This is a genomic window from Acinetobacter sp. YH12045 (assembly GCF_013419925.1).
Lineage (GTDB): Bacteria > Pseudomonadota > Gammaproteobacteria > Pseudomonadales > Moraxellaceae > Acinetobacter > Acinetobacter amyesii.
On the sequence record NZ_VOZE01000007.1, the window covers coordinates 12,679 to 26,663 of the forward strand.

The window sequence follows — 13,985 nt, forward strand, 5'->3', positions numbered from 1 at the left end:
CCCACAACTATATCGAAATAATACGATATACATTCAGCTTTTTATATCGTATTATTTCGATATAAAGATCTCTGAGAGAAAACATGCGTACTCTAGCCGATACAAAATTTTCAATACTTGAACTCGCACCTGTTCGAGATGATAAAACCATCGAATTTTCACTCAAACATGCACTCCAGTTAGCACAGAAAGCAGAACAACTTGGCTATGAGCGTCTATGGTTAGCCGAACACCACAATATGGACGGCATCGCAAGTTCTGCAACTGCGGTTTTACTCGGTTATCTCTTAGCAAATACACAATCTATCAAGCTCGGTTCAGGCGGGATTATGTTGCCTAACCATGCGCCGTTGGTTGTCGCTGAACAATTTGGCACGCTTGAAACGCTATATCCTGGCCGCATTGAACTCGGCTTAGGTCGGGCACCAGGTACCGACCAAACCACCATGCGCGCTTTACGCCGTGGCCGTCAGGAAACCGAAGATCAATTTCCACAAGATGTCCTTGAGATATTGCAATACTTTAAAGCACCTGAGCCACAGCAGCGCATCATTGCTACACCGGGACAAAATACACATGTTCCTGTATGGCTTTTAGGTTCAAGTCTGTTCAGTGCACAACTCGCTGCACGTTTAGGTTTACCCTATTCTTTTGCTTCACATTTCGCACCACGCATGCTTGGACAAGCGATTCAGCTCTATCGTGAGAATTTCCAAGCATCCGAATATTTAGATCAACCTTATGTTTCTATGGGCGTACCAACGGTTGTCGCCGAAACAAATGAAGAAGCAGAATATCTGGCAACGAGTGCTTATCAACGGGTTTTAGGTTTAATGCGCGGTCAAAGTTTAAAACTCAAGGCTCCAGTCGACAGTATGCAAGGCTTATGGTCTGCTGCAGAAAAAATGTCTGTTGATAATTTCTACGCTATGGGACAAGTCGGTTCAAATGCAACCGTTCGAGCAGGTTTAGAAAACCTACTCACTAAATATGACGTTGATGAATTTATTTTCACCTGCGACATTTACGATACCGATAAGCGCATTGAAAATTTCGAACGTTTAATGCAAATCAAAAATGATCTGGCTTAAGATTCTCAACTTAATGATCTAATCCAAGCGTTTAATCCGTCTAAAGCCAGAATTGCGATTACGTCTTTTGTGGCTCTTTTAGACGGATACAACCGAGAACAATGCTTTGGCTAACATTTACTAAAGCTACACTTAAAAACCATCATTGCCTCAACGAAATAATTGCTTTACTCATTTTTATTGCTGTATAAATATTAAACATAAGCAAAACAAAGAGAAAAATAAGCAGATGAGCTAATATATTAATAAACCCACACCCGCATTTATCGCAGCAAGTTGGTGTGCACTGATCTTAGGTGCTGTGGTGTTTTGCATAGGTTTATTCAATGCAAATATGATGCTGAATGAAAAAGGCTTTTATCTCATTTTATTGCTCTATGGATTATTTTCATCGGTTTCATTACAAAAAATCATTCGTGACCGTTTAGAAGGAATGCATGTCACTGCAATCTACTTTGGACTGTGCTGGGCATCCGTCATTATTTGCCTCGTACTTCTTGCCATTGGCCTATGGAATGCTGAACTGGCATTAAGTGAAAAAGGTTTTTACATGATGGCTTTCCTAATGAGTTTGTTTGGTGCAGTTGCTGTACAAAAAAATATTCGTGATATGGACTATTTACGTACACATACCGACCAACCCGAACTTAAGCATTCAACCCCGAGTCAGCTTGACTATAGCTCACCAGATGATGAGCCACTTTAAACTTCGCCACATCTATAGATCTCAAAAGCCGTTCATGCAGGTCGCTCATTGTTTTATCGATCTGCTTGAGCGATACATGAACTTCAACGCATATAAAAATCAGTTCACTCCTAGAAATCTATAAATGACAAGGGCCAAGCAAATCAATTCTAGACAAATTGCATGACTCATCAGACTGAAAAAACGCTTTACCCCAACTGGCCCATCACAGAATATATTCCTATCTAAGACTCAACTAAAAAAAGAAAAGACAAGGAATAAATATGGCCAACAAGCAGGATGCAACCCACCATATTTTTAATAATCATCTAGAGGATTTTGAACACTTTCGTGGAACGATCATCAGTTCAGAACAGATCAAAGATTATGATTTTAAGAATCAAAAAATCGCCATTATTGGGATAGATCAGCATGTGGTGTCTGAACTGCATCATCTATGTCAGGTTGCAGATAACATCATGGTCTATCAAATCAAACCGCAATTTGTATTACCACGCACCGAACGTCTACTGAATAAATTAATCCAGCACCCACTGATTGCAAAAAATCGACGTTTGTTTAGCAATCGTATTAAGAGTATTTTGGCGATTCGGTTTTTAGAAGATCAAGTACCGAATCATTGGTTAAGACATTTACTCAGTCCAAATACCGCAATTCAAAATAAAACTTTTCTAAAATCTGATCATTATTATGCTGCATTACAGCAGCCCAACTGCATCTTAAACACTTGGCCGATTGCTAAAATTCAGAGTAATTCAATCACGGCTTTAGATGAACATACGTTTGAGTGTGATGTCATTGTGCGCAGCGAATCTAACCAGCCTAAAGAAACGTAATTACAATGAAATGATTTTCACATAACATTTACTATAATTTATCCGATTGATCAAAACTCACAACACCAAAAGCCATCTCTGGCGGCTTTTGGTAGCTCCCCTACTATATTGGATACTTTCATTCGATAAGGCTAAGGATTCTTAAAAATCCATAAATGAAAATAGCTTTAATCGTGCTACATGCTTTTTCAGCTCTCAGACTTAAATCATGCTTCCGACCTGCACCAGCAGCTACAGCGAGTTTATAGACGTGCAATTTTGAATAGTTATGATCAATTCTTCATGAAAATTTTATTTCAAACTAATAAATTTTCAGTCGCTTAATTTTGTCTTACACAACTCTTTTAATCCCTAACTATAAGTTAGAAAATTTATACCGATGCTCATGTTCAGCCAACATTTACTTATGTTCTAATCTATATTCAATAGGAAAATAACAGCTAAAAATCCAATTTTAATATTACTTCATATCAGCTTTTAAAGCCTGAATGTTATCAATTTGAATATTTTTCACTCACATCAATTAAATAAATGGTGCCATTTCTTTATATTTAGCACCCAAAAGCAACTGTTTGATTATTTTTTATTCTATTTTCTGCCTATTTTTTTAGCATTTAAATCAGTATTTTTGAAAAATTGATTAAATATTAAACCATATCAGCTAAATCTTGTATTTACACAACTCATATCAAGTGGATTATTCAGGCTTAATTCATAGATAAAAATACAGCAAAACACGGATTTTTATAAAAGATTTGTGCTGTCAATTTGGCCATATTTTATAAATTTTTAGGCAAAGAAATTTATCGAATTGGTACACAAATGAATGCAAAAATTGCTTAAAATTTAAGCCTAAATATTGAGGAAAATTTTCATCAATATCTTAAATATTTATCATTCATTAAAAGTATGACAAACCAGAAATTAATACTATTTTTATATAATTTATACGGTAATTTATTATTATCAGAAGAGCCACCAAAGTGGCTCAATTTACACTTAACCAATGCGACGCTTCAGTCCGGTCATTTGTAAAACACGTGTTGAAATTTCTTCAATCGACATTTCAGACACGTTTAAGTATTTGATTCCCTCAGAAATATAAATACCTTCAATCGCACGTAGTTCCATTTGGCACTGACTAAAACTTGCATAACGACTATTGGCCTTACGCTCTGAACGAATTGCTACAAGGCGCTCTGCATCAATCATCAAGCCAAACAACTTATGTTTGTGCTCACGTAAAACTGCAGGTAAACGGTTGTCATCCAAATCTTCTTCTGTCAAAGGATAATTAGCTACACGAATACCAAATTGCAAAGAGAGATAGATTGAAGTTGGTGTTTTACCCGAACGTGATACTCCAATTAAAATCAAATCTGCTTTATCATAATGACGAGTACGTGCCCCATCATCGTTATCTAAAGCAAAATGCACCGCATCAATACGTGCTTTATAAGACTCAGAATCTGTAACTGCATGGGTTTGACCGACTAAAGTCGTAGGAGCTGTACCCAACTCGTCCGACAATTTACTAATAAGCCCTTCAAAAACATCAAGATTTACTGCATCTGCCGTATTAATAATGTCACGCACATACGGGTCAACAAGGGTATCAAACACCAAAGGCTTTTGACCGTCTTGCTGCGCTCTAAGATTGATCTCTGCAACCACATTTGTAGCCGCTTCTTCAGAGGTAATATAAGGAATAATATGAATGTCAAAATCTACATGAGGGAACTGGGCTAACAGTGAGTGACCAAGCGTTTCTGCGGTAATCGCGGTACCATCCGAAACAAAGAAAACACTACGCTGAATCTGTTTACCTTCTGACATTAAAATTCTCCTCCAAAATTTGTCTTAGTGCTATATAATCTTTATAGTAAACCATCTTACATGACTGTCACTTAGTAAATTTAGAATGCTAAGTAATTTGTTATAATTTCATGCCAAGATAGTGATTAATACTGCAAAAGTGGAGTAACAACTTTGGAAGCGCGCGTAATTGGTCTAGAAAAATTAGGGAAACACGACGTAGAACTCGTGGGTGGTAAAAACTCATCATTAGGTGAAATGATCAGCCATCTCGCAAATGCTGGTGTATCTGTTCCTGGTGGTTTTGCTACTACAGCTCAAGCATATCGTGAATTCCTCGAGCAAAGTGGCCTGAACGCTAAAATTAACGCTGAACTTGCTGCACTTAATGTTGACGATGTAAATGCACTTGCTGAAACTGGTGCGAAAATCCGTCAATGGATTGTAGAGACTCCGCTGACTGCTGAACTTGAAAAAGAAATTCGTGAAGCTTTCACTGCTCTTTCAAACGGCAACCCTGAAATCGCGGTTGCCGTTCGTTCATCTGCAACCGCAGAAGACTTACCAGACGCTTCATTTGCCGGCCAACAAGAAACTTTCTTGAACATCCGCGGTATCGACAACATCCTTGTTGCGATTAAAGAAGTATTTGCTTCACTTTATAACGACCGCGCAATTTCTTACCGTGTACACCAAAACTTTGCACATGACGTCGTTGCGTTATCTGCAGGTGTTCAACGCATGGTTCGCTCTGAAACGGGTGCTGCTGGTGTAATGTTTACACTTGATACAGAATCTGGTTTCCGCGACGCAGTTTTCATCACAGCATCTTATGGCTTGGGTGAAATGGTTGTACAAGGTGCAGTTAACCCTGACGAATTCTATGTATCTAAACCACTTTTAAATGCAGGCAAACACGCTGTATTACGTCGCAACCTTGGTTCTAAACACCAAAAAATGATTTATGGTGAAGAAGGCGCTGCTGGTAAATCAGTGGTTGTTGTAGACGTTGAAAAAGCAGATCGTCAACAATTCGCTTTAAATGACCACGAACTTCAAGAACTTGCTAAACAAGCATTGATCATTGAAAACCATTACGGTTCAGCAATGGACATCGAATGGGCGAAAGATGGCGATGATGGCCAAATCTATATCGTTCAGGCACGTCCTGAAACTGTGAAGAGCCGCCAAAACGTGGGCACAATGGAACGCTACCTTCTTAAACAAAAAGGTAATGTTATTTGTGAAGGTCGTTCAATCGGTCAACGTATTGGTTCTGGTCGCGTTCGTATCGTGACTTCGATCAAAGAAATGGACAAAGTTCAAGACGGCGACGTACTTGTATCTGACATGACTGACCCAGATTGGGAACCAGTAATGAAACGTGCAGCTGCGATTGTCACTAACCGTGGTGGCCGTACTTGTCACGCTGCGATTATTGCACGTGAGCTTGGTGTTCCTGCAATCGTAGGTTGTGGTAATGCGACTGAAGTATTGACTGACGGTCAAGAAGTGACTGTTTCTTGTGCTGAAGGTGACACAGGCTTTATTTACGAAGGTGCTTTGGACTTTGAAATCCAACGTAATTCTATCGAATCTATGCCTAAACTTCCGTTCAAAATTATGATGAACGTAGGTAACCCTGACCGCGCATTTGACTTTGCTCAAATTCCTAACGAAGGTGTTGGTCTTGCTCGTCTTGAGTTCATCATCAACCGTATGATCGGCGTACATCCTAAAGCATTGCTTAATATTGACAGCCTACCACGTGAAACTCGTGCTGCTGTAATGTCACGTACTGCGGGTTATGCATCTCCTATCGAATTCTATGTTGAAAAACTAGTTGAAGGTATTTCTACACTTGCTGCAGCGTTTGCTGACAAACCAGTGATTGTTCGTATGTCTGACTTTAAGTCAAACGAATATGCAAACTTAATCGGTGGTAAGTTATACGAACCTGAAGAAGAAAACCCAATGCTTGGCTTCCGTGGTGCAAGCCGTTATGTGTCTGACAATTTCCGTGACTGCTTCGAACTTGAATGCCGCGCACTGAAAAAAGCACGTGACGAAATGGGCTTAACGAACATTCAAATCATGATTCCTTTCGTACGTACTGTTGCTGAAGCGAAACGTGTTATTGAATTGTTAGCACTTAACGGCCTCAAACGTGGTGAAAACGGTCTTAAAGTGATCATGATGTGTGAACTTCCAACTAACGCATTATTGGCTGAACAGTTCCTTGAACACTTCGACGGTTTCTCTATCGGTTCTAACGACTTAACTCAGTTAACACTCGGTCTAGACCGTGACTCTGGTATCGTTTCTCACCTATTTGATGAACGTGATCCAGCCGTTAAAGCACTTCTTTCTATGGCAATCCATGCTTGTCGTAAAGCTGGCAAATACGTAGGTATTTGTGGTCAAGGCCCTTCAGATCACCCTGACCTAGCTAAATGGTTAATGGAACAAGGCATTGAGTCTGTTTCGCTTAACCCAGACTCAGTATTAGACACTTGGTTCTTCCTTTCTGAAGAAAAAGCTCAACAAGCTTAATAAACTGTGTTAAAAAAAGACCCACATGTGGGTCTTTTTTTTTATTTATACTTTTACAGACGTTTTTTGAGATTTTAGTTTTATGCAGATTTACTTGGCACGAAATAACCAACAAGCTGGTCCCTATACCCTAGAACAACTTAACCAAATGCTCGCGAGCCAACAAGTGTTACTCACGGACTTGGTTTGGCACCAAGGTATGACCGAATGGAAAGCTTTGGGTGAACTCACTCAAGGTCAGTTGGTTTATATGCCTGCAGGATATATAGCACCGACAGCATTCGAATCAAATCAAACTACAACTACGCCATCAAATACCTACACACAACCTCAGGCTGTACAATTGCAAACTAGCCTAGCAAGTATTCCTAAACGTGTTTTGGCTAAGATCGTCGATTTACTGCTTTGGATACCGGCAACTTTTATCTTAACGGCATTTTTTAATCCAAGTGAAAAGACACAATTTGCCAATCTAAATGAACAGTTTATGCAAGCTGTGATGACCCCAAATGCTGACCCTAATGTTTTACAAGCACTACAAACACAAATGGTTGAGATGTTTCCCAACCAAGCTTGGATTGCAATGTTTGCTTACCTCTTCATTATGCTTTTCATTCAAGCGTATTTGATTGCTAAATCTGGTCAAAGTATTGGTAAAAAAATCACCAAAATTAAAATCGTAGATGCTGAAACCAGCCAACCTGTAAACCTCATGCGTGGCTTCACTTTACGTAGTGTTTTATTTATTTTTCTGAACTTTTTATCGATGCCTTTAAGCGCAATCATTGATTCCGTTTTTATTTTCGGCAAAAAGCGTCAAACTTTGCATGACAAGTTAGCAAAAACCAAGGTAATAAACCAATAACTTTCACTTTTATTGAGGGATGAATTTCTCATCCCTTTTTTGTGCATTACATTGAAATTAAAATAAAATTCAGATAAAAAAAACACAATCCCGACCAACAAAATAGGGTTTTAATACAGTCATTTAAAGCATCTTTATGTATAGCTTAGTTTGCCGATATCAGGCATAATGCCCTACAACGTAGCGGTGTCACATCATTGTGAACTTTTTTTCATATCTGAAAAATCACAATCATGCGACACTTTATTCGCTATCCCAATTTTAAAAATTAGGGAATGGGACTCTTCACCGAGGTTGTAAAATGAGACAAACAATTTTAGCTGTATTGTCTTTATCTGCGATCGCTGCACTCTTAACTGGGTGTGGTGGTGATATGGTACTTCTAAACTCAAAAGGTCCAGTTGCTGAAGGTCAGTCAAACCTCATGCTTACTGCGATCTACCTAATGTTGTTGGTAGTTATTCCATCAGCACTTATGGCTCTTTGGTTTGGTTGGAAATATCGCGCGTCAAATAAAGATGCAGACTATGCACCTACTTGGGCACACTCGACTGCAATTGAAGTTGTAGTTTGGGGTATTCCCGTAATTATTATCGCTATTTTAGCTTGGTTAACTTGGTGGGGTTCCCACAAGTATGACCCTTACCGTCCACTCGAGTCAGATAAAGCTCCTTTAACTGTTCAAGTTATTGCTGAACAATTTAAATGGATCTTCATCTACCCTGAACAAGGCATCGCGACTGTAAACGAGATCCGCTTCCCTGAGAAAACTCCTGTAAGCCTTCGTTTAACATCTAACTTCACAATGAACTCATTTTTCATTCCGGCGTTAGGTGGTCAGATTTATGCTATGGCAGGTATGCAAACTCACTTGAACTTATTAGCTGATGAAACTAGTCCTGCTGAAGGCTTCCGTGGTTTCTCTTCTAACTATTCAGGTTATGGCTTCTCACAAATGCGCTTCCGTGCACATGCTGTGACTGATGCTCAGTTTGCTGAATGGGTTTCTGCTGTTAAAGCTGGTAATGGTTCTTCAGTTAATCCTGAAGCGGTTCAAAAAACTGTTTTAGACCAAGCTGAATTTGCAACCTTACGTGACGGCAACCGTTCTAAACACCAGATCGAAGTTTTAGTTGCCAAAGCAACTACTCCTGAAGAGAAGGCTCTAGCTGAAGCAATGAAGCCTTACCCTACTAAGCCACACCCAGTGACTTACTATTCTTCAGTTGAACCTAAATTGTTCGAATCAGTGATTAACAAATACATGAGCAACTACCACGGTGCTGATCATACAGCTACTGTTGGACACGAAGCTGCTGCTTCTGAAGCTCATGCAGGCGTTGAACATGCGACTGTTGCAGGGGAATAAGACATGAGCTTATTAGGTAAGTTAGGACCAGATGCAATTCCACACGACCCAATCGTGTTGGTTACTGTTGCAATGATGATCCTTGGCGGTATCGCAATTGTTGCTGGTATCACCTACTTTAAAAAATGGGGCTACTTGTGGAACGAATGGTTCACATCTGTAGACCATAAAAAAATTGGTATCATGTATATCCTCGTGTCAATTGTCATGCTTGTGCGTGGTTTTGCCGATGCGATTATGATGCGTCTTCAACTGTTCCTTGCAAAAGGTGGCGGTGAAGGTTACTTACACCCAGAACACTATGACCAGATCTTTACTGCCCATGGCGTAATCATGATCTTCTTCGTAGCAATGGGTCTAGTTGTTGGTTTAATGAACGTTGCTGTACCACTTCAAATTGGTGCACGTGACGTAGCATTCCCATTATTAAACTCTCTTAGCTTCTGGTTATTCGCCGGCGCAGCGGGCTTAATGATGGCTTCTCTTGCAATTGGTGAATTCGCTGCAACAGGTTGGATGGCTTACCCTCCACTTTCTGGCATCGAATACTCTCCAGGTGTAGGTGTAGACTACTATATCTGGGCACTTCAGGTTTCTGGTCTAGGTACGCTTCTTACTGGTGTTAACTTCTTCGTTACCATCATCAAAATGCGTGCGCCTGGCATGAAACTTATGGACATGCCTATTTTCACTTGGACTGCATTAGTTACTGTAGTGCTTATCGTTGCAACATTCCCAGTTTTGACTGCGACTATTGCAATGCTTTCACTTGACCGTTACTTCGGCTTCCATTTCTTTACAAATGACATGGGTGGTAGCCCAATGTTGTATGTAAACTTGATTTGGACTTGGGGTCACCCGGAAGTTTACATCTTGGTATTACCAGCTTTTGGTATTTACTCAGAAGTTACTGCTGTGTTCTCACGCAAAGCGTTGTTCGGCTACAAATCTATGGTGTACGCAACTGTAGCAATTGGTGTTCTTTCACTAGTTGTATGGGTTCACCACTTCTTTACAATGGGTGCTGGTGCCAACGTTAACGCGTTCTTCGGTATCATGACCATGATCATTGCGATCCCTACTGGTGTGAAAATCTTCTCTTGGTTATTCACCATGTACAAGGGCCGCATCACCTATACAACTCCAATGCTTTGGACACTTGGCTTCCTTGTGACTTTCGGTATTGGTGGTTTAACAGGCGTATTAATGGCAGTTCCACCAGCGGACTTCTTAGTACACAACTCTTTATTCCTTATCGCTCACTTCCATAACGTAATTATTGGTGGTGTAGTGTTCGCAATGTTCGCGGGTATCATTTTCTACTGGCCAAAAATGTTTGGTTGGAAACTGAATGAAACTTGGGGTAAAGCAGCGTTCTGGTTCTGGTTCTTCGGTTTCTACTTTGCATTCATGCCACTTTATATCCTTGGTTTCATGGGTATGACTCGTCGTTTGAATACATATGACAACCCTGAATGGGATCCGTACTTAGCAATCGCTTTATTTGGTTCTGTATTAGTTGCTATCGGTATCTTCTGTTTTGTTATGCAAATCGTTGTTGGTTTCCTTCAACGCAAAGACAACATGGACGTTACTGGCGATATCTGGGATGGTCGTACTCTTGAGTGGGCTACTTCATCTCCTTCGCCATTCTATAACTTTGCTTATCTTCCAAAGATCAATGGTATTGATACTTTCTGGACTGACAAAGAAAATGGTGTTGCTTACGCTAAGCCAACTACATACGAAGACATCCATATGCCTACAAACCGTGCGGCAGGTTTCGTAATTGCAATGTTTATTACAGTTATGGGCTTCGCATTAATCTGGCATATCTGGTGGTTAGTCGTTGTAACTTTCATTGCTTCAATTATCAGCTTCATCGTTTCTTCTTTCACAAAGAAAGTGGACTACTATGTTCCAGCTGCAGAAGTTGAACGTATTGAAAATGAACGCTACGCGCTTCTTGAAAAACATTTGAAGAAGGACTAAGACAATGGCTGAAGTACTTCATCACGACAACCACGGACATGACGAACATCATCATCACGATGATACTGACATCACTGTCTTTGGTTTCTGGACTTACTTGATGAGTGACTTGGTTCTTTTCGGGACACTCTTCATCGCGTTCGCTGTATTAAGTAGCCACGTTCCAGTGGGTACGCCAAGTGCACAAGAGCTGTTTGGTGAATCTTTAGGTTTCGTTTTAACTGAAACTTTCGCCCTTCTTATCTCTTCTGTAACTTTTGGTTTTGCTGTTCTTGCAGCATACAAGAAAAATGTTGGTCAAGTTTTAACTTGGTTAGCAGTTACTTGGGTATTTGGTGCAGCCTTCATTGGCATGGAACTTTATGAGTTCAATCATTTAGTTCATGCTGGTCATGGCCCAAGCACAAGTGCGTTCTTATCTGCGTTCTTTACTTTAGTTGGTACGCACGGTATTCACGTAACTTCTGGTTTGGTATGGATGCTTGTGTTGATGTTCCAAATCAAGAAATATGGTTTGACACTTCCAAACACTCGTCGTCTTGCTTGCCTAAGCTTGTTCTGGCACTTCCTTGACATCGTTTGGATCTGCGTATTCAGCGTTGTTTACTTGATGGGAGTTATCTAATGAGTCACGATCATAACTCTGCTGGTGCAGCTCACGGTAACGTTAAACAATATACAATCGGATTTATCCTTTCTGTTCTACTTACCGTAATTCCATTCGGTATGGTAATGGCAGGTGGTTTTAGCCGCGGTCTATTGGTTGCCGTAATCGCGATTACTGCAGTTGCTCAGGTTCTTATTCAGTTAGTTTACTTCCTGCATATGAACTCTTCTTCAGAGCAACGCTGGAACGTGATTGCATTTGTTTATACAATCCTCACAATTGCTATCCTTTTAGTAGGTTCTGTGTGGATTATGAACTACCTTCACTTCAACATGATGATCTAAACTGGTCGTCATGCTGAAAAAGTATTTATTCCTGACTAAACCAGGAATTCTCTTTGGTAACTTTGTTACCGCTTTGGGTGGCTACTTTGTAGCTGCCCAAGGTTCTGTAGATTTCCTTCTGTTGCTTCTTACCCTCTTAGGCACCCTCTTTGTGGTCGCTTCTGGATGTGTAATCAATAACGTTATTGACCAAGACATCGACTCAAAAATGCAACGCACACAAAATCGTGCGATGGTTAAAAAATCAATTTCGATTCCTGTTGCTTTAGTTTTTGCTTTAGTTTTAGGTGTAATTGGTTTTAGCATTTTATGGTTCTGGGTAAATGCTTACGCTTTTCTTTTTGCTGTTATTGGTTTTGTCGTATACGTTGGTTTTTATAGCTTATGGACAAAACGAACAACAATCCATCAAACCATTATCGGCAGTCTTTCTGGCGCAGCGCCACCTGTAATCGGGTATACGGCTGTTGCAAACCAGTTTGATTTAGGTGCATTACTGATTTTTATTGGTTATGCATTTTGGCAAATGCCTCATTCTTGGGGAATTGCTGTTTACCGATTTGATGACTACAAAAATGCAGGTATTCCAATTTTACCTGTAGCTCGTTCAATTCACCGTACCAAAGTTGAGTCTTTGGTTTATGTGTTTTTGTTCTGCATGACCATGAATGGTTTATTCTTTTTTGGTTATGCAAATTGGATTTATATGATTGTCCTGAATGCCTTAAGTCTGTATTGGATTTATCTGACCATTCAAGGATTCAAAGCTGAAGATGATCAAATTTGGGCAAAACAATATTTCATGTTTTCAGTCAAATTGATCACAGTGATTAGTTTAATTTTTAGTTTTACTTCCACTGCTCCTCTAAAGCCAATTGTATTTTTTTAAAGAAGATAGAGTTTTACTCTATCTTTTTTTATTTCTAGGCATCTTCAATGCAAAGCAAAAAATTTAAAACGAAATACTACTATACACACTAAAACTGTTTTAACGCTGATTCTCCCAATATCTACCCATGTACAATAGATTTCAGACAAGTACAAAAATATTTCATATTCGTATTAGCATTCAAATCGATATCTACAATCAAATATGACAAAAGATCTTTAATTTAAATCAAATTTATATCATTACAACGTCTATATGATCGTAACTCATCAAATACAAGATAAGCTCCCCGCAATTAAAAACATATCTCCTATTTTACAATCTGCATCCGATTCTAGCTGTGTATTAAAGATAGTCATTAAACCACAAAATAATTAAGCCTTTTTAGGTGTATGCCTTGTATTTCAAACCTAAACGCTCTAAAATTCACGCTTCGCAAACTTTGCGACACAACTTTAGTTGTGACTCCTTGCTTCAATCAATTAATGATTGGGGCTGCCTAAACCGTAAGGAGCTGACAATGCGTCACTACGAAATCGTACTATTGGTACATCCAGACCAAAGCGATCAAGTTGTGGGTATGGTAGAACGTTACCTAACTCACATCAAAGAAGCTGAAGGTCAAATCCACCGTCTTGAAGACTGGGGCCGTCGTCAATTGGCTTACCCAATCAACAAGATCCACAAAGCTCACTACATTCTTATGAATGTTGAGTGTGGTCAAACTACTCTTGATGAGCTAGAAGAATTGTTCCGTTATAACGATGCAATCATTCGTAGCCTTATCATCCGTCGTGAAAACGCTATCACTGAAGAGTCACTATTGGCTAAGAGTGCTGAAGAAAAACGTGCGCGTAAAGCTCAACGTGAAGAAGCACAACAAGCTCAAGACTCTGCTGAAGCATAAGGAGAACATAA

The 13,985-nt window shown here is 39.6% G+C and carries 12 protein-coding genes; 11 read left to right on the forward strand and 1 reads right to left on the reverse strand.

Going from position 1 to position 13,985, the window contains the following annotated elements; genetic code table 11:
• Positions 1-83: 83 nt before the first annotated feature.
• From FTU02_RS10870 to FTU02_RS10880, 3 genes are all read left to right on the forward strand, one after another.
• Positions 84-1,091 carry an LLM class flavin-dependent oxidoreductase gene (locus tag FTU02_RS10870; protein ID WP_180157097.1) on the forward strand — a complete coding sequence of 336 codons (1,008 nt, stop codon included), beginning with the start codon at positions 84-86 and terminating at the stop codon, positions 1,089-1,091.
• 241 nt (positions 1,092-1,332) lie between these two features.
• The gene (gene yiaA, locus FTU02_RS10875; protein ID WP_373684242.1) at positions 1,333-1,797 is read left to right on the forward strand and encodes an inner membrane protein YiaA; all 465 of its coding nucleotides are present in this window, start codon (positions 1,333-1,335) and stop codon (positions 1,795-1,797) included.
• Positions 1,798-2,060: 263 nt separating this feature from the next.
• A complete protein-coding gene (locus FTU02_RS10880; RefSeq protein WP_180157099.1) occupies positions 2,061-2,633 on the forward strand; it encodes a flavoprotein in 573 nt (190 codons plus the stop codon).
• Between the two features lie 999 nt (positions 2,634-3,632).
• On the opposite strand, the gene FTU02_RS10885 is transcribed toward FTU02_RS10880, so the two are convergent.
• Positions 3,633-4,469, reverse strand: a complete 837-nt coding sequence (locus tag FTU02_RS10885; RefSeq protein ID WP_168377735.1) for a pyruvate, water dikinase regulatory protein — start codon at positions 4,467-4,469, stop codon at positions 3,633-3,635.
• 153 nt (positions 4,470-4,622) lie between these two features.
• On the opposite strand from FTU02_RS10885, the gene ppsA reads away from it, so the two are divergent.
• The 8 genes from ppsA to rpsF all read left to right on the forward strand — a co-directional run bounded on the left by ppsA (position 4,623) and on the right by rpsF (position 13,974).
• Complete coding sequence (ppsA, locus tag FTU02_RS10890; protein ID WP_180157101.1) at positions 4,623-7,001, forward strand: phosphoenolpyruvate synthase; 2,379 nt, start codon at positions 4,623-4,625, stop codon at positions 6,999-7,001.
• An 82-nt stretch (positions 7,002-7,083) separates the two neighbouring features.
• Entirely contained in the window at positions 7,084-7,866 is a 783-nt protein-coding gene (locus tag FTU02_RS10895; RefSeq protein ID WP_078193966.1) for an RDD family protein, read from the forward strand.
• A gap of 301 nt (positions 7,867-8,167) precedes the next feature.
• Positions 8,168-9,235 carry a ubiquinol oxidase subunit II gene (gene cyoA, locus FTU02_RS10900; RefSeq protein ID WP_078193967.1) on the forward strand — a complete coding sequence of 356 codons (1,068 nt, stop codon included), beginning with the start codon at positions 8,168-8,170 and terminating at the stop codon, positions 9,233-9,235.
• Between the two features lie 3 nt (positions 9,236-9,238).
• Positions 9,239-11,227 (forward strand): cytochrome o ubiquinol oxidase subunit I, encoded by a 1,989-nt coding sequence (cyoB, locus tag FTU02_RS10905; protein WP_078193968.1) that lies wholly within the window; start codon positions 9,239-9,241, stop codon positions 11,225-11,227.
• A gap of 4 nt (positions 11,228-11,231) precedes the next feature.
• Positions 11,232-11,852 (forward strand): cytochrome o ubiquinol oxidase subunit III, encoded by a 621-nt coding sequence (cyoC, locus tag FTU02_RS10910; RefSeq protein ID WP_078188581.1) that lies wholly within the window; start codon positions 11,232-11,234, stop codon positions 11,850-11,852.
• Positions 11,852-12,178, forward strand: a complete 327-nt coding sequence (locus FTU02_RS10915) for a cytochrome o ubiquinol oxidase subunit IV (RefSeq protein WP_078188582.1) — start codon at positions 11,852-11,854, stop codon at positions 12,176-12,178. The genes cyoC and FTU02_RS10915 overlap by 1 nt, the downstream gene beginning before the upstream one ends.
• A 10-nt stretch (positions 12,179-12,188) precedes the next feature.
• Positions 12,189-13,067 (forward strand): heme o synthase, encoded by an 879-nt coding sequence (gene cyoE / locus FTU02_RS10920; protein ID WP_180157109.1) that lies wholly within the window; start codon positions 12,189-12,191, stop codon positions 13,065-13,067.
• Between the two features lie 520 nt (positions 13,068-13,587).
• Entirely contained in the window at positions 13,588-13,974 is a 387-nt protein-coding gene (gene rpsF, locus FTU02_RS10925) for a 30S ribosomal protein S6 (RefSeq protein WP_004696436.1), read from the forward strand.
• Positions 13,975-13,985: the final 11 nt, after the last annotated feature.